Source organism: Microbacterium helvum (genome assembly GCF_014779795.1).
GTDB lineage: Bacteria > Actinomycetota > Actinomycetes > Actinomycetales > Microbacteriaceae > Microbacterium > Microbacterium helvum.
Genome location: NZ_JACXZS010000015.1, coordinates 22,715 through 38,107, shown reverse-complemented (window position 1 = coordinate 38,107; position 15,393 = coordinate 22,715). Strand labels below are relative to the sequence as shown.

Genomic DNA, 15,393 nt, shown 5'->3' with positions numbered 1-15,393 from the left:
GCGCGTCAGCCTATTGCGACGCCGTGGGCCGCCGCACGAGGGAGAGGAACCGGTAGCGGATGCCGGCGGCCGAGGTCTGCCACTCCCCCATGCCGCCGTCGACCGGGGTCCAGTCAGATCGGTCGGGCGCACGGGTGTCGCCGGCGACGTCGAGGTCGAGCTCGGTGACCTCGAGGCGGTCGGCGTACGGAATCGCCTCGCGGTACAGCTGCCCGCCCCCGATGACCCAGATCCACGGCGGGTCGTCCGATGCGGCCAGGGTCAGCGCGGCATCCAGCGACGCGACGCGCTCGGCGCCGGTGACCTGCCAATTCTCCTGGCGTGTCACGACGATGTTGCGGCGCCCGGGCAGTGGGCGGAACCTCGCCGGGAACGACTCCCACGTACGGCGCCCCATCACGACCGGGGCGCCGAGCGTGATCGCCTTGAAGTGGGCGAGATCCTCGGGGACGTGCCACGGCATGCCGCCCCCGGCGCCGATGACGCCGTCGTGCGCCTCGGCCCACACCAGACCGATGCGCGAGCTCATACCGCGACCGCGGCGCGGATCGCGGGGTGGTGCTGGTAGTCCTCGACGATGAAGTCCTCGTAGCGGTAGTCGAAGATCGACTCCGGCGTCCGAGCGAATCGCAGCGTCGGATACGGGTAGGGGTCGCGGCCCAGCTGCTCGCGCACCTGCTCGACGTGGTTGTCGTAGATGTGGCAGTCGCCGCCGGTCCAGACGAAGTCGCCCGGCTCGAGCCCCGCCTGCTGCGCGACCATCAACGTCAGCAGCGCGTACGAGGCGATGTTGAAGGGCACGCCGAGGAAGAGATCGGCGCTGCGCTGATAGAGCTGGCACGAGAGCTTTCCGTCGGCGACGTAGAACTGGAACAGCGCGTGGCACGGCGCCAGCGCCATGTCGGGGATGTCGGCGGGGTTCCACGCCGAGACGATGAGCCGGCGCGAGTCGGGGTTCGATCGGATCTGCTCGATGACCTGCGAGACCTGGTCGATGCTCTCGCCCGACGGCGTCGGCCACGACCGCCACTGCACGCCGTAGACCGGGCCGAGCTCGCCCGCGGCATCCGCCCACTCGTCCCAGATCGTCACGCCGTTCTCTTGCAGCCACCCGACGTTCGACTCGCCGCGCAGGAACCACAGCAGCTCGTACGCGACGGACTTGAAGTGCACGCGCTTGGTGGTGATGAGCGGGAAGCCCTGCGAAAGGTCGAACCGGATCTGACGGCCGAACGCACTGGTGGTGCCCGTGCCGGTGCGGTCGTCCTTGTGCGTGCCGTTCTCGAGCACGTCGCGCAGCAGGTCCTCATAAGGGGTCGGGATCGGCGTCGTCACGGCTGCCACGATACCCGCGGCCGCAGACACCGGGGCGGTCCCGCGCCGCAGCCGGAGTGTTACGCGCGGCGCGTCACATTCGGCGATCCGGTCCGCTCCCAGCCGAAAGGGTTTAGCCTGATCTGCTGTGACCCTTGCCGGTGCCGTCATCGCGCTCGTCCTGCTTCTGGCAGCCAGCGCGGCCCTCGGCGTCTTCGTGAACTGGCGAGCCACCCGCGCCCGGCCGCGCCACGACGTCCAGCACGAGGTGATCCAGCCGCACCGGCTCGGTGCCGACGGACTCGGCGAGGTCGCCACGCTGCTGCAGTTCAGCACCGAGATGTGCACCCGCTGCCCCGGTGTGCACCGCGTGCTCTCGTCCGTCGCCGACGATCACGAGGGCGTGCGCCACCTCGACGTCGACCTCACCCATCGGCCCGACATCGCCCGGCACTTCCACGTGCTGCAGACGCCGACCACCCTCGTGCTGGACCGTCACGGCGTCGTCCAGACCCGCTTCGGGGGCACGCCCGGCCGCGACGTCCTCGAGCTCGAGCTCAATCGTCTGATCGCGGAGGATGCGAATGTCTGATCGGGATGCCGGCGGCCCCGCTGCGCGACCGCCCCGCGGCATGGTCGACCCCCGAGCGCCGCGCTTCGGCGCCGCGATCACCTCGGTGCTGCTGCTCGTCACCGTGTTCTTCGGGCTCACCGGCCTGTCGACGGCGCAGGCCGCTTCGGCCGACGGCAGCACGTGGCTCATCACCGCGGCCTCTGTCGCCCAGCGCATCCTCGACCCCGCCTTCCTGCTGCTGCTCCTGGCCGCGATCCTGTTCCTGTGGGGCGTGGCCTGGCCGCGCACCGCGCCCTGGGGCGTCCTGTACCGCAAGGCGGTCGCGCCGCGGCTGGCTCCCCCGACCGAGTGGGAGGACGCCCGCCCGCCGCGCTTCGCACAGGGCGTGGGCCTCTTCGTGTCGGTGATCGGTCTCGTGCTGCAGCTGTTCGGCGTGCCGTGGGCGCTGCCGATCGCCGCTGCGATGGCATTCGTCGCCGCGTTCCTCAACGCGGTGTTCGGCCTCTGCCTCGGCTGCCAGCTCTACCTGCTGCTGCAGCGCGCAGGCATCGTCGGCCGGGCTCGTCCGGCCGCCGCCTGACCGAGAGCGCGGACTCCGGCTCGCCCGGGCGCACCCGACCGTCGCGCCGCGGCATCCCTCGCGATTAGGCTGACGCGAGACGCCCCGATCGCGGGCGCGCCACGAGCGAGGAGGCCTTCATGACCGTCACCAGCGAAGCCAAGAGCACCTGGAAGGGCAGCCTGTTCGAAGGCGCCGGAGAGGTCAGCCTCGCATCATCGGGCGCGGGGACGTTCGCCGTGAACTGGAAGGCGCGCAGCGAGGGCTCGACCACCGTCACGACGCCGGAAGAGCTCATCGCGGCCGCACACGCCTCGTGCTTCAACATGGCGCTGTCCAACGCGCTGGCCGAGAACGGGACGCCGCCCGAGCAGGTCGACACGACCGCATCCGTGACGTTCAAGCCGGGCACCGGCATCACCGGCAGCCACCTCAACGTCAACGCCGTCGTGCCGGGCCTGTCGGCCGAGGACTTCGAGCGCATCGCGCAGGGCGCGAAGGCCGGCTGCCCGGTGTCGCAGGCGCTCGCGGGCGTCGAGATCACCCTCGAGGCGACGCTTGCCTGACCCCTCTGGTCGCGCCGGCGGCGACCGTGTGGTCGTCGCCGGCGCATCGGGGCTCATCGGCCGCGCTCTCGTCGAGAGCCTGCGCGCCGACGGCGTCGAGGTGACGACGCTCGTGCGGCGACCGCCTGAGGCGCCGCACGAAGTGGAGTGGCTCACCTCAGATGCGCCGCTCGACCCGGCGGTGCTCGACGGCGCGCGTGCCGTCGTCGGGCTGAACGGCGCGAGCATCGGCCGCTTCCCCTGGACGCCCGCCTACAAGAGCACGCTGCTGTGGTCGCGCATCACCCCCACACGCGCCCTCGCGCGCGCCGTCCGAGACCTCGGCCCCGGCGCGCCGCACCTCGTCTCGGCATCCGCCGTCGGGTACTACGGGTCCGTGCCCGGCGCCAGGCTGGACGAGCACGCGCCGCGCGGGGAGACGTTCCTCGCCGACCTGTGCGGCGAGTGGGAGGGCGCCGCGCGGGGCGCCGGATCGGATGCCGCCGTCGCCCTGCTGCGGACCGCGCCGGTCGTTCACGCCGAGGGCGTGCTGAAGCCGCTCCTGCTGCTGACGCGGTTCGGCCTCTCGGGTCCGATCGGCCGCGGCACACAGGTCTGGCCGTGGATCTCGCTCGACGACGAGGTGGCAGCGATCCGCCACGTGATCGACCGTCGGCTCACCGGCCCCGTGAACCTCAGCGGACCGACCCGCGCGACCGCGAACGATCTCGGCTTCGCGCTCGCCGTGCGCATGAACCGGCCGTACCTGCTGCGCGCCCCGGTCTGGGGCATGAACCTCGTGCTCGGCCGCGACGCCACCGAGGCTCTGCTCACGACCGACGCGTTCGTCGCGCCCGACGCCCTGACCGCGACGGGCTTCTCGTTCACCCATCGCACCGTCGAGGATGCCGTCGCCGCAGCTGTGCCGCCGGCATCCTGAACCCCTCCCGACGCACGCGCGCATGCGACCTGCCATGTGACCGGTGCACAGAATCGGATCCGCGCCTGCGGACCGACCGCCGACACGCCGGTGGGATTCGCGCCGCACGCGGCGTGTCGCGCCGGACGTCCGCACGTGCGGATCCGATTCTGTGCGGATCCGATTCTGTGCGGAGCAGGACCCGGGGCTTCTGTGCGGAGCAGAACCGAGGCGGGTTCAGCGCGGGCGGTCGGACTTCTCCATCCGGATCGCGGTGCGCACCGCCTCGCGCGCACGGCGGCGGTCCCCCGCAGCGTCGTACGCGATGCCCAGGCGGTACCACGCACGCCAGTCCTCGGGGTGCGCCTCGGCGTCGGCCCGGTACGCCGGGAAGACGGCATCCGCCTCCTCGCGAAGCACGCGCCCGCTGGGACGCACCGAGACCTCTTCGGCCGGCAGGCCGCCCTCGGCCTGAAGCCGCCGCCCGAGCTGCTCCGCCCGCACGCCGAACCACAGTTCGCGGCCGAGCGCCCACGTCGCGATGAGCGGCAGCACGACCAGCGCGGCCCCCATGGCGAGGCCGATCGGGTCGCCGCTGATGAGCAGCAGCCACGCGCGCTGCCCCACCAGAACGATGTACAGCGCCAGCAGCACCGCCATGACGGCGACGCCGATGCGTGCGCTCATCGGTCGTTCGAGAAGGGGTCGTTCGAGGAGGGGTCGTTCGAGAAGGGGCCGCCGGCGCGAGCCACCTGCCCGGGGACGCCGCCCTCGTCGACGGGGGCCTCGTCGGCGGACGCCGCGGGGCGTCCGATGCCGATGTCGATCAGGCTGTCGAGGCCGACCGTGACGCCCTTCGCATCGCGTGCGGCCGCGAGGGCGAGACGGATGCCGGCGGCATATGCCTGCGCGGGCTCCACGGTGTCGTGCACGATCATCAGGGACTCGCCCGCGCCCGAGAGGATGGTCTCCTGCCGCGCCACCACGCCGGGACGGCGCAGCGAGTGGATCGGGACGCTCGCGACCTGCTGGCCGCGCGCACGCTGGTCGACGTGCGGCGACTCCACGGGACCGACCGCGTCGCGGGCGGCGGCGATGAGCTCGGCCGTGCGCACCGCCGTGCCGCTGGGCGAGTCGATCTTGGTCTCGCGGTGCGCCTCGACGATCTCGATGGACGGGAAGAACGGCGCGGCGGCCGCGGCCAGCGCCGAGCCCAGCACCGAGCCGAGCGAGAAGTTGGGGATGAAGACCGCGCCGGTGCCGGCCGCCTCGACGAGGGGGCGCACCAGCGCGATCCGCTCGGCGGACCAGCCTGACGTGCCGATCAGCACATTGACGCCGCGCTCGATCGCGGCGCGGACGACGTCGATCGACACGGCGGGCGTCGACGCGTCGACCACCAGGTCCGCGCCGTCGAGGTCCGACAGCTCGGAGCGCGAGGTCAGCACGGCCGAGATCTCGAAGCCCGGCTCGGCCTCGACGACATCGCGGATGATGCCGCCGAGCTTTCCGGTTCCGCCGACGATGGCCACGCGTGTCGTCATGCCTCCATCCTAGGCGGGGCCTGACGAGGCCAGGTCTGGGCGGTCACCGGCAGCGCCTACGCTGGAGCCGTGGTGACACTGCGACCCTCCCCGGCCGATGCGCCCGACGCGCATGAGCTCCTCGACGAGTACTTCCGCTCCCGCACCGTCGGCTTCGCCGCGCAGGGCGTCTCGTACCGCACGGCCTTCCCCGACCCGGCCGCGTTCGTGCCGCCCGCGGGAGTCTTCGTCGTGCTGGACGACGACAGCGGCGCCCCGATGGGCTGCGGCGGCATCCGCCTCATCGCTCCCGGACCGACCGGCACCCGCTACGAGCTCAAGCACCTGTACCTGCGCCCCGAGACCCGCGGACGCGGCTGGGGACGCCTGCTCGTCGAAGATCTCATCGAGCGCGCCCGAGACTTCGGTGCGGCAGAGCTCGTCCTCGACACCCACCACTCGCTCGAGGCCGCCGGCGCACTGTACGCGCGCACCGGCTTCGTCGCCATCGAGCCCTACAACGACAACCCCAACGCGTCGCGCTGGTACGGCAAGACGCTCTGAGCGCCCTCAGCGCGGCGGTCAGACGGGGTAGAGCTCGGGCAGCCCGGTGCGCAGCTCGACCGGCAGGTGCGACATGTCGTTGTGCGACAGCAGCGTCCACGGACGGCCCTGCTTCTGCGCGATGACGGTCAGGCCGCAATGCGCCTGGTTGAGGGTCATCCAGCGCCAGTCGGGCGCCTGCAGCACTTCGCGCACGAACCACGAGATCACGAAGTTGTGGGTGATGAGCAGCTCGTGCACCTCGCCGCGCTTGCGCACCAGGAACTCGCTGACGGCATCGGACATCTGCGCGCGTCCCGCTTCGACCTCGGCCTCGGTGACCGACCCGAAGAACGGCTCGAACGCCGCCGGCGTCTCGTCGGTCATGCCCGTCGGCACACAGTCGAACAGCAGCGAGGACGGTTCGGGCGAGAGCGACGGCATCCGCTCCGCCACGGCGCGCGCGGTCTGACTCGCCCGTTCGAGCGGCGAGTGCCACACGGCGTCGAACGGCACGCCCGACAGCCGGTCGGCGAGCAGCGCCGCCTGACGCCGCCCACGGGGCGACAGGGGCCCGTCTGCCAGTCCGTGCTCGGCATCCTGGTGCTCGCCATGCCGCACGAGGTAGATGTAGTGCGTCACGCCGCTCACTTCGCCATCGAGGTCCGGGGGATGATGCGCCCGTCAGGCGGGCACCATTCCACACTACGTCACGCTTCGGCGGGGAAGGATGCCGCCACTCGGCGGCTGTGGAGAACCGGCGCCGCGCGGCCCCGGACCGCTCCGACTACTCCGCCGCGCGGGCGATGTCGGCCAGCTGGCTGCGGCTCAGCCGCACGCCGACGCCCTGCACGAGCTCTTCGACATGCGCGGGTGCGTAGGCGTTGACGATCGGCGCCGTCACGAGCTTCTGCGCGAGCAGCCACGCGACGGCGACGGCGGCATCCGGCACGCCGAGCTCGGCTCCGACCGCGTCGAGCGCGCGCAGCGTGCGCCCGCCGCGACGGTTGAGGTTGGCCGCGAGCTGGGCTCCGCGCACCGACAGCGCGCCGCGCAGCTTGGAGCGCTGACGGCCCGCGAGGAACCCGTGCTCGAGTGCGTGCGACGGCGTCACCGCCATGCCCTGCGCGCCCGCGACGAGACGCAGGTCGGCGTCGAACTCGTGGCGGCGCAGCACGTTGAATGGCACGTCGAGCACGGTGATGCGCGGGTACCCGGCCGATGCGAAGATGCGCGCCTCGACCAGCTGCGCCGCGGTGTAGCCGATCGCGCCGAGGGTGCGCGCCTTGCCCGACTCGACGAGCCACTCCGCCGTGGCCAGCGTGTCTTCGAGGGACGCCCCGTCGTCGTTCGTCGCGTCGAGGTACAGCACGTCGATGCGGTCGGTGCGCAGCCGCGTGAGCGAGGACTCCACCGCGCGCACCAGGTTGACCGGGCCGAGACCGGGGTTGTCGGCGTGTCCGCCGACGCGCACGCCGAGCAGGATGTCGTCGCGCAGCCCGCGGGAGTGGAGCCACTGCCCGATGATGTGCTCGCTGCGGCCGCTCGCGAAGCTGTCGGAGGTGTGGACGGCGTTGCCGCCGAGTTCAACGTAGGCGTCGAGGATCGCGTGGCTCGACTCGAGGTCGACGTTCCAGCCGAACTCGGCACCGCCCAGGATCAGCGGGAACACGGAGGGTCCGCCGTCGCCGAGCGCGACGCGGATGCTGCTTCCGACCGAAGGCCCCTGCACGGGGATCGGGGCGGAGGGGTGGGGGCCGCGGACCACGGTGCCATCGGCGCGCGCAGGGGCAGCGGCCTCTTGACCGGTCGCGCCGAGCGCCGAATCAACGCCGAAATAAGCCATGTGCCACCCCCTCACGAGGATCCGGGCTGAGGCCCGTTGCCTTCGTGATCACTGTCTACGCACCCCCCGGCGCGTACTAAGAGGGTAGGCCAGTCCGGACAGCGCTCCGTGCACTGAGGCGAACTGTCGATAAACATTACATAACGCTTTGGTCACAAGAGCCCGATTTCCGGGCATTTGTCCCCCATTCGGAGGACAGCCCGCCCGAGAACCCGACCGGACGACGGATGCCCGCCCCCACCGTGAAGGAGGGGACGGGCATCCGCGTGATACGAGAGGATCAGCCCTCGGCGGGAGCCTCCGGGCCCTCGCTGGCTGCGGCGCGGCCTTCCTGGTCGGCCGCCTCCTCGAGCACGGGCTCCAGCGACAGCTTGCCGCGGTCGTCGATCTTGGTGATCTTGACGAGCAGCTTCTGCCCCACCGAGAGGACGTCCTCGACGTTCTCGACGCGCTTGCCGCCGGCGAGCTTGCGCACCTCGCTGACGTGCAGCAGACCGTCCTTGCCGGGCAGGAGCGAGATGAACGCGCCGAACGTCGCGATCTTCACGACGGTGCCCAGGAACTGCTCGCCGACCTCCGGGTTGGTGGGGTTGGCGATCGCGTTGACCTGCGCACGGGCCGCTTCGGCCGAGGGGCCGTCGGTCGCGCCGATGTAGACGGTGCCGTCCTCTTCGATGGAGATCTGCGCGCCGGTCTCGTCCTGGATCGCGTTGATCGTCTTGCCCTTCGGGCCGATCAGCTCGCCGATCTTGTCGACCGGGATCTGCACGCTGATGACGCGGGGCGCCGTCGGAGCCATCTCGTCCGGACCGTCGATCGCGGCGTTGAGGACGTTCAGGATCGTCAGGCGCGCGTCCTTGGCCTGCGTGAGCGCCGCCGACAGGACGGACGACGGGATGCCGTCGAGCTTGGTGTCGAGCTGGATCGCGGTGACGAACTCGCTGGTGCCGGCGACCTTGAAGTCCATGTCGCCGAGGGCGTCCTCGGCACCGAGGATGTCGGTCAGCGCGGCGTAGCGCGTCTGCCCGTCGACCTCGTCCGACACGAGACCCATCGCGATGCCCGCGACAGGAGCGCGCAGCGGCACGCCGGCGTTCAGCAGCGACAGCGTCGAGGCGCACACCGAGCCCATCGACGTGGAGCCGTTGGAGCCGAGGGCCTCGGACACCTGACGGATCGCGTACGGGAACTCCTCGCGGCTGGGCAGCACCGGCACGAGGGCGCGCTCGGCCAGGAAGCCGTGCCCGATCTCGCGACGCTTGGGGCTGCCGACACGGCCGGTCTCACCGGTCGAGTAGGGCGGGAAGTTGTAGTGGTGCATGTAGCGCTTGCTCGTGACCGGCGACAGCGAGTCGATCTGCTGCTCCATCTTGAGCATGTTGAGCGTCGTGACACCCAGGATCTGGGTCTCGCCGCGCTGGAAGATCGCCGAGCCGTGGACGCGCGGGATGACCTGCACCTCGGCGTCGAGCGGACGGATGTCGGCCAGGCCGCGGCCGTCGATGCGGACGCCCTCGGAGAGGATGCGGCCGCGCACGATCTTCTTCGTGACCGACTTGTAGGCGGCCGAGAACTCCAGCGTCGCCACGGCGGGCAGCTCGTTCGCCTCGACGGCGGCGATCAGCTCGGCCTTGACGCGGTCCTTGACGGCGTCATCGGCGTTCTGGCGCTCGATCTTGTCGGCGATCTGGTAGACGCCCACGAGGTCGTCGTACGAGCGGCCGGCGACGAAGTCGTAGACCTCCTGGCTGTACGCCGGGAACACCGGGTACGGCTGGATCTCCTTCGCGGCGGTGTTCGCCACGACGTTCTGCGCCGCGACGAGCTCCTTGATGAAGGGCTTCGAGGCCTCGAGGCCCTGCGCGACGACCTCTTCGCTCGGCTTGGTTGCGCCGCCCTTGATGAGGTTCCACGAGTGCTCGGTCGCCTCGGCCTCGACCATCATGATCGCGACGTCGCCGTCGGGCAGCACGCGGCCCGCGACGATGAGGTCGAACACGGCGTCCTCGAGCTGCGTCACGGTCGGGAACGCGACCCACTGGTCGGCGTGCTCGCCGTGGCCCGGGATGAGCGCGAGGCGCACACCGGCGATCGGGCCGGAGAACGGCAGGCCCGAGATCTGGGTCGACAGCGAGGCGGCGTTGATCGCCAGCGCGTCGTAGAACTCGCCCGGCGCGATCGAGAGCACGGTGACGACGATCTGGACCTCGTTGCGCAGGCCGTCGACGAACGACGGGCGCAGCGGGCGGTCGATCAGACGGCAGACCAGGATCGCCTCGGTCGAGGGACGGCCTTCACGACGGAAGAACGAGCCGGGGATCTTTCCGGCGGCGTACGAACGCTCTTCGACGTCGACGGTCAGCGGGAAGAAGTCGAAGCCTTCACGCGGGTGCTTTCCGGCACTGGTGGCCGAGAGGAGCATCGTCTCCTCGTCGAGGTACGCGGCCACGGCACCCTGTGCCTGCTGCGCGAGTCGCCCGGTCTCGAACCGGACGGTGCGGGTGCCGAAGCGGCCGTTGTCGAGGACGGCTTCGGCGAAAGTGATTTCCGGACCTTCCAAGAGGTCCCTCCTTCTTTGTTTAGCCTCGTCCGGCCGTGTGCCGGGCGAGGGTCAATCGAAGGAGCAGGAACAGGCAGATCTCGGCGCGCGGGATCGCCGCGGGACTCGCCAGCACTGGTCACCAGTAGAAGACCACCCGGCGCTCTCGCGTCGGGGAACCCACCAATGGGGACCAGCTTCCTGCCGGCCTGCTCCACAGTGCCCAATTTCTGTTGGGCTCATATGTAGTTGAGCGGATGCCACAGGGCAACCCGCACAAGCCTATCAGCGAGCACCGCAATCCCCGTCACCCTGGCGAGCGTCGGAGGCCGCGCCTAGGGTGGGGGCATGAGCACCGACGAGAAGCCGGCGTCTTCGGCATCCGATGAGATGAAGCGCAAGTTCAAAGAAGCGCTCGACAAGAAGAACGCTCAGCACCGCGAGGGCGAGTCGCACCTGGACGCCGATTCGGCGATCCACGGCACGCACGGCGCGATGACCAAGCGCGAGTTCCGTCGCAAGAGCGGGTAGGACCCTCAGGTGTGACATGAGCGATTTCCGTGAGCTGATCCCCGACGACGACCGGGACGTACCGCTCGACGACGACACCGAGCTCGAGCTGCCGCCCGCGACGCTCGATCCCCTCGAGGCGATCGAGGACGAGGTCGACGAGCAGGAGCTCGAAGAGCACGAGTCCGCGATCGAAGCGGGAGAGATCGAGCCCGGCGAGTGACGCCGGCGGAGCGAACGTGAGCGGGTGGATGCTTCACCCTGCGTTGGCGCCGGTGCGCACGTCGCCGCGCCCGCCGACGAGCACGTAGCCGTCGTGCTTGGCGCCGCGCCCGTCGCCCGCCGTCCGTCCGCGCAGACGTCGCCACACCCACGGCAGCGCGTCCCGCCGCAGCCACGAGCGGTCGGCGACGGGATCGTCGTCGGCGTGCAGGGCCGCATCGAGGTCACCGAGCGCTTCGGCGTCGGGAACGCCCAGCACCTCGGCGGCGCAGTAGGCGAGGTAGCGGTGCCCCCGCGAGCGCAGGTGCACCTTGTCGTCCGCCCACAGGCTCAGATCGGCGATGGCCGGCACCCCCTCCGCGTCGAGGAACACCGCGGTGTCGAGCAGCGTCGCACCGGTCTCGTGCGCGATGCGGCGCAGCTCTGACGCGAACGTCGCGAACCGGCGCGTGAAGATCGCCGCGGCCCGTCGGCCCGGGAGGAACGGCGTCACGAGCAGCACCGCGATGCCGGCTTCGCGCAGCCGTCGCACGCCCCTCTCCAGCTCGACAGCGACCGCGACGGGGTCGACGCGACGGGCGACGAGGTCGTTCGCCCCGATGAGCACCGACACCAGGTCGGGTCGCATCGACAGCGCCTGCGGCAGCTGCTCGTGCATCACGTGGTGCACCTTGCGACTGCGGACGGCGAGGTTGGCGAACCGGAGCGGCTCGCCGCCGTTGCCGGTGGGGGCGAGCAGCTGCGCGAGGCGGTCGGCCCATCCGCGGTACTCCCCCGCCGGCATGCGCGAGGTGTCGCACAGCCCCTCGGTGATCGAGTCCCCGAGGGCGATGAACCGCGACCAGGTGCGCCGCTCGACGGGCGGCGCGGGAACCGACGGCCGGGTGGTCACGCCGCGCGGCAGCGCGTCGTCGATCGGACGCAGTGCCCGCGCCTCGTCGTAGTGGCCGACCAGGCGCCGGCAGACGGCGTCCCACGAGCGATCGCGCACGGACTCCCCCGCCGCGGCAGCGAAGGCGCGCCGCTTGCCCTCGTCGCCCACGAGGTCGGCGACCCTCGCGCGCAGCTCGGCGAGGTCCCCCGGTCGGTAGAGCCAGCCGTCGACGCTCGAGCGCACCAGGTCGACGGGTCCACCGCTGCCGGTCGCGACCACCGGGACGCCGCTCGCGAGCGCCTCTTGGATGGTCTGACCGAACGTCTCGCTCTCGCCCGGGTGGACGAACACGTCGAAGCTCGCCAGCGCCTCGGCGAGCGCGAGTCCGGTGAGGTGCCCGGTGAATACGGCGCTCGGCAGCATCCGCTCCAAGGAAGGGCGCGCCGGTCCGTCGCCGACGATCACGAGCTGCACCCCGCCGAGCCCGGCGAGTGCCGCGAGGTCCTCGACCTGCTTCTCGGGCGCCAGCCGGCCCACGTAGCCGACGATCAGCTCGCCGGGCGCGGTGCACGCGCGCCACGCCTCGCTGCGACGCTGCGGGGTGAATCGCGCGGTGTCGACGCCCCGGCCCCAGCGGCGCAGCCGATCCACGCCGAGCTCCTCGAGCTGTCGCTGCGACGCGCTCGAGGGCGCCAGGGTGAGCGTGGCGCGGCGGTGCAGCCGGGTGAGGTGGCGGCCGACGAGAGCAGATGCCTGCGGCATCCCGTACTTCTCGGCGTAGGCGACGACGTCGGTCTGGTAGACGGCCACGGTCGGCACGCGCAGCACGTCGGCGGCGGCGACGCCCTGCCAGCCGAGCACGAACGGCGAGGCGAGGTGCACGACGTCGGGCCGGAACTCCCGCAGAATGGCGGTCAGGCGGGCGGCGCGCGCGAACACCACGCGCACCTCGGGGTACGACGGCAGCGGCACCGAACGCAGCAGCTCGGTCCGTGCGCCGTGCAGGTCGGTGGTGATCTCGCCGGCGCGCGGCGCGATGACGAGGGTCTCGTGGCCTTCGGCGGCGAGGTGACGCAGGACGTGGAGCACCGACCCTGTCACCCCGTTCATGTGGGGCAGGAACGATTCGGCGAGAAGTGCGACTCTCACGTTCCCAGCGTGACGGGCTCCGGACGGCCGGATGCCGCGAACCGACCCGCGCGCGGAAGTGTTCACCCGATGCACCGCGGCAGGTCACCGGACGTGCCCCGTTCGGTCGCCGTTCACCCCGCCCGCGTACGAAGGAGGGGTGGTCGAGGATCTGCTGATCGAGGTCGCGCGCAGCGCGTGGGCGCTGCCGCTGCTCTTCGCGCTCGTGCTGGGCGACGCCTTTCTCGTCGTCATCCCCGGCGAGGCGGCCGTGACAGCGCTCGGCGCGCTCGCGGTGTCGCAGGGCGAGCCGCCGCTGGCGGCGATCGTGCTGGTGGCGGCGGCCGCCGCCCTGACCGGCGACGCCGTCTGCTACCTGGTGGGCCGAACCATCGGCCTGCAGCGATGGCGGTGGATGCGGGCGCCACGCGCGCAGGCCGCCTTCTCATGGGCGCGCGTGCGACTGGAGCAGCGTGCGGCGCTCGTCCTGTTCACGGCCAGGTTCATCCCGTTCGCGCGCATCGCCGTCAACCTGACCGCGGGCGGGACGCGGCTGCCGGCGCCGCGGTACCTCGCGGTGGCGGGGCTCGCGGCGCTCGCGTGGGCGCTGTATCAGGCGCTCGTCGGCGCCGCCGTCGCGGCGCTCGTACCGGGCGGTCCGGTCGTCGCGGTCGTCGTCTCCGTCGTCTTCGCGGTGGGTCTGGGCCTCGCCATCGACGCCGTGCTCGCACGGCGGCTCGGTGCGGCGCGTCCGCCGCGCGGCTGACGGGCCGATGTCGTCGGCGCACGAAAGGATGAGGCCATGGCAGAGTCGATCACCGCAGGCTACGACGACGCGTTCCTCGGCATCGGGCTGCCGCTGCCGAGCCCTGCCGACGGACGTGCGACCCACGAGCTGACCTACCCGCGCTTCACGGTGCTGCTCGACCCCGCCCGGCGTCTCGCGGCGGTGACGGGAGTGAACATCGACGGAGCGACGCTGCTCGACCTGCCGCGCACCGGCCAGTGGCGGCTCGACCCGCGCGTCACCGATGACGAGCAGGCGGGACCGGCCGTCTACGCGGACAACGATCTCGACCGGGGCCACCTGGTGCGCCGGCGCGACCCCGGCTGGGGTACGCCGGCGCAGGCGCGCACGGCTACGGCGGCGACCTTCGTGTACCCGAACGCGGCACCGCAGGCGAGCGGCTTCAACCAGTCCAAAGAGCTGTGGCTCGGTCTCGAGGACCACGTCCTGGAGTTCGCGGACACCACCGACGAGCGCGTCGCCGTGTTCACCGCGCCGGTGCTGGCCGACGAGGACCCCGCGTACCGCGGCATCCGGATCCCCCGGCGGTTCTTCAAGGTCGCCGCGTGGGCCGCGCCGGCCGACGCGGCGCCGCGGCTCTCTGCCGCGGGCTTCGTGCTCGACCAGTCCGATCTGATCGACGTCGTGCAGGGCGCGCTGGCGGTGCCGCCGCTCGGCGCGTTCCGGACGTTCCAGGTGCCGATCGCCGACATCGCCTCACTGTCGGGCATCGATCTCGGCCCGCTGGCGGCGGCTGATGTGCTGCAGCCCGCGCCGGACGCAGAAGTGCGCGGAGAAGACGGCTGGCGTCTTCTCCGCGCACCGGAGGATGTGTTCCTGGGCTGACGCCCAGCCTTACTCGCCCGACAGACCGCCCAGCAGGTGCCCGAACGAGCGACCCTCGCCGAGGTAGCTCGCGGGGTCGAACGGATCGCTGTTCTTCGCGGGCTCGCGTCGGGCGATCGCGTCGGCCAGCTCGCGCGCACCGCGGTCGACGCGCTCGGCGAGCGGCGCCACGTTATCGGCGCTCGCTCCCCAGTCGCTCGAGGCCGCGAACACGCCGGTCGACACCGGCTCCGCGTGCAGGTAGGTGAACAGCGGCCGGATCGCGTAGTCGATCGCGAGCGAGTGGCGCGCCGTGCCGGCGTTGGCGCCGATGAGCACCGGCTTGCCGGTGAGCGCGTCAGGGTCGAGCACGTCGATGAACGACTTGAACAGTCCCGAGTAGCTGGTGGAGAAGATCGGCGTCACGACGATGAGCGCGTCGGCCGAGACGACCGCGTTGATCACCGATTCGAGTGCCGGCGGCGCGAAGCCGGTCAGCAGGTTGTTCGTGATGTCGTGCGCGTAGTCGCGCAGTTCGAACACGTCGACCTCGATCTCGATGTCACGCTCCGACAGCTGCTTGGCGGTCGCCGCGGCGAGCCGGTCGGCGAGCATGCGGGTCGACGACGGGTTCGACAGCCCGGCCGAGACGACGGCGATGCGGCGAGCGGTGTTGTTCATCGTT

18 protein-coding genes are annotated in these 15,393 nt (G+C 71.6%); 9 read left to right on the top strand and 9 right to left on the bottom strand.

From position 1 onward, the window contains the following. Nucleotides 1-10 precede the first annotated feature (10 nt). Nucleotides 11-529, bottom strand: coding sequence for a dihydrofolate reductase (locus IF188_RS18480; protein ID WP_191173280.1), 519 nt, complete (start codon nt 527-529; stop codon nt 11-13). After that, complete coding sequence (locus IF188_RS18475; protein ID WP_191173279.1) at nt 526-1,335, bottom strand: thymidylate synthase; 810 nt, start codon at nt 1,333-1,335, stop codon at nt 526-528. Before IF188_RS18475 ends, IF188_RS18480 begins: the two co-directional genes overlap by 4 nt. A gap of 127 nt (nt 1,336-1,462) precedes the next feature. Here IF188_RS18475 and IF188_RS18470 point away from each other — a divergent pair, with 127 nt between their 5' ends. From IF188_RS18470 to IF188_RS18455, 4 genes are all read left to right on the top strand, one after another. After that, complete coding sequence (locus tag IF188_RS18470; protein ID WP_191173278.1) at nt 1,463-1,906, top strand: TlpA family protein disulfide reductase; 444 nt, start codon at nt 1,463-1,465, stop codon at nt 1,904-1,906. Next, nucleotides 1,899-2,468: a DUF4395 domain-containing protein gene (locus IF188_RS18465; RefSeq protein ID WP_191173277.1), complete on the top strand. Its 570-nt coding sequence runs from the start codon at nt 1,899-1,901 to the stop codon at nt 2,466-2,468. Before IF188_RS18470 ends, IF188_RS18465 begins: the two co-directional genes overlap by 8 nt. 119 nt (nt 2,469-2,587) lie before the next feature. After that, on the top strand, nt 2,588-3,013 hold the full coding sequence (locus IF188_RS18460; RefSeq protein WP_191173276.1) for an OsmC family peroxiredoxin: 426 nt from the start codon (nt 2,588-2,590) through the stop codon (nt 3,011-3,013). After that, entirely contained in the window at nt 3,006-3,932 is a 927-nt protein-coding gene (locus IF188_RS18455; protein WP_191173275.1) for a TIGR01777 family oxidoreductase, read from the top strand. The genes IF188_RS18460 and IF188_RS18455 overlap by 8 nt, the downstream gene beginning before the upstream one ends. 216 nt (nt 3,933-4,148) lie before the next feature. Here IF188_RS18455 and IF188_RS18450 read toward each other — a convergent pair whose 3' ends face one another. Next, nucleotides 4,149-4,598, bottom strand: a complete 450-nt coding sequence (locus IF188_RS18450) for a tetratricopeptide repeat protein (protein ID WP_191173274.1) — start codon at nt 4,596-4,598, stop codon at nt 4,149-4,151. Further along, on the bottom strand, nt 4,595-5,455 hold the full coding sequence (dapB, locus tag IF188_RS18445) for a 4-hydroxy-tetrahydrodipicolinate reductase (protein WP_191173273.1): 861 nt from the start codon (nt 5,453-5,455) through the stop codon (nt 4,595-4,597). Before dapB ends, IF188_RS18450 begins: the two co-directional genes overlap by 4 nt. Before the next feature lie 69 nt (nt 5,456-5,524). Between dapB and IF188_RS18440 the strand changes: the two genes are divergently transcribed. After that, on the top strand, nt 5,525-5,998 hold the full coding sequence (locus IF188_RS18440; RefSeq protein ID WP_191173272.1) for a GNAT family N-acetyltransferase: 474 nt from the start codon (nt 5,525-5,527) through the stop codon (nt 5,996-5,998). 18 nt (nt 5,999-6,016) lie between these two features. On the opposite strand, the gene IF188_RS18435 is transcribed toward IF188_RS18440, so the two are convergent. From IF188_RS18435 to IF188_RS18425, 3 genes are all read right to left on the bottom strand, one after another. Next, complete coding sequence (locus IF188_RS18435; RefSeq protein ID WP_191173271.1) at nt 6,017-6,619, bottom strand: histidine phosphatase family protein; 603 nt, start codon at nt 6,617-6,619, stop codon at nt 6,017-6,019. 145 nt (nt 6,620-6,764) lie between these two features. Further along, nucleotides 6,765-7,823 (bottom strand): aldo/keto reductase, encoded by a 1,059-nt coding sequence (locus IF188_RS18430; RefSeq protein WP_224752127.1) that lies wholly within the window; start codon nt 7,821-7,823, stop codon nt 6,765-6,767. A 280-nt stretch (nt 7,824-8,103) separates the two neighbouring features. Further along, the gene (locus tag IF188_RS18425; protein WP_191173270.1) at nt 8,104-10,383 is read right to left on the bottom strand and encodes a polyribonucleotide nucleotidyltransferase; all 2,280 of its coding nucleotides are present in this window, start codon (nt 10,381-10,383) and stop codon (nt 8,104-8,106) included. A gap of 327 nt (nt 10,384-10,710) precedes the next feature. Here IF188_RS18425 and IF188_RS18420 point away from each other — a divergent pair, with 327 nt between their 5' ends. Together IF188_RS18420 and IF188_RS18415 are read left to right on the top strand one after the other, a co-directional pair. Further along, the gene (locus IF188_RS18420) at nt 10,711-10,893 is read left to right on the top strand and encodes a DUF5302 domain-containing protein (protein WP_191173269.1); all 183 of its coding nucleotides are present in this window, start codon (nt 10,711-10,713) and stop codon (nt 10,891-10,893) included. 16 nt (nt 10,894-10,909) lie between these two features. Further along, complete coding sequence (locus IF188_RS18415) at nt 10,910-11,095, top strand: hypothetical protein (RefSeq protein ID WP_191173268.1); 186 nt, start codon at nt 10,910-10,912, stop codon at nt 11,093-11,095. Between the two features lie 33 nt (nt 11,096-11,128). Here IF188_RS18415 and IF188_RS20635 read toward each other — a convergent pair whose 3' ends face one another. Next, nucleotides 11,129-13,117: a glycosyltransferase gene (locus IF188_RS20635; RefSeq protein WP_191173267.1), complete on the bottom strand. Its 1,989-nt coding sequence runs from the start codon at nt 13,115-13,117 to the stop codon at nt 11,129-11,131. Nucleotides 13,118-13,256: 139 nt separating this feature from the next. On the opposite strand from IF188_RS20635, the gene IF188_RS18405 reads away from it, so the two are divergent. Both IF188_RS18405 and IF188_RS18400 read left to right on the top strand, forming a co-directional pair. After that, nucleotides 13,257-13,862 carry a DedA family protein gene (locus IF188_RS18405; RefSeq protein WP_318152941.1) on the top strand — a complete coding sequence of 202 codons (606 nt, stop codon included), beginning with the start codon at nt 13,257-13,259 and terminating at the stop codon, nt 13,860-13,862. Between the two features lie 36 nt (nt 13,863-13,898). Then, a complete protein-coding gene (locus IF188_RS18400; RefSeq protein ID WP_191173265.1) occupies nt 13,899-14,729 on the top strand; it encodes a DNA/RNA non-specific endonuclease in 831 nt (276 codons plus the stop codon). A gap of 9 nt (nt 14,730-14,738) precedes the next feature. Here the strand turns inward: IF188_RS18400 and IF188_RS18395 are convergent, their stop codons facing one another. Then, on the bottom strand, nt 14,739-15,389 hold the full coding sequence (locus IF188_RS18395; protein WP_191173264.1) for an FMN reductase: 651 nt from the start codon (nt 15,387-15,389) through the stop codon (nt 14,739-14,741). Nucleotides 15,390-15,393: the final 4 nt, after the last annotated feature.

What these genes read in the sequence shown, in the direction of transcription:
- IF188_RS18480 (WP_191173280.1), bottom strand. Translation starts at nt 529, where the DNA reads ATGAGCTCGCGCATCGGTCTGGTGTGGGCCGAGGCGCACGACGGCGTC.
- IF188_RS18465 (WP_191173277.1), top strand. Translation starts at nt 1,899, where the DNA reads ATGTCTGATCGGGATGCCGGCGGCCCCGCTGCGCGACCGCCCCGCGGC.
- IF188_RS18460 (WP_191173276.1), top strand. Translation starts at nt 2,588, where the DNA reads ATGACCGTCACCAGCGAAGCCAAGAGCACCTGGAAGGGCAGCCTGTTC.
- IF188_RS18450 (WP_191173274.1), bottom strand. Translation starts at nt 4,598, where the DNA reads ATGAGCGCACGCATCGGCGTCGCCGTCATGGCGGTGCTGCTGGCGCTG.
- dapB (WP_191173273.1), bottom strand. Translation starts at nt 5,455, where the DNA reads ATGACGACACGCGTGGCCATCGTCGGCGGAACCGGAAAGCTCGGCGGC.
- IF188_RS18430 (WP_224752127.1), bottom strand. Translation starts at nt 7,823, where the DNA reads ATGGCTTATTTCGGCGTTGATTCGGCGCTCGGCGCGACCGGTCAAGAG.
- IF188_RS18420 (WP_191173269.1), top strand. Translation starts at nt 10,711, where the DNA reads ATGAGCACCGACGAGAAGCCGGCGTCTTCGGCATCCGATGAGATGAAG.
- IF188_RS18415 (WP_191173268.1), top strand. Translation starts at nt 10,910, where the DNA reads ATGAGCGATTTCCGTGAGCTGATCCCCGACGACGACCGGGACGTACCG.
- IF188_RS18400 (WP_191173265.1), top strand. Translation starts at nt 13,899, where the DNA reads ATGGCAGAGTCGATCACCGCAGGCTACGACGACGCGTTCCTCGGCATC.
- IF188_RS18395 (WP_191173264.1), bottom strand. Translation starts at nt 15,389, where the DNA reads ATGAACAACACCGCTCGCCGCATCGCCGTCGTCTCGGCCGGGCTGTCG.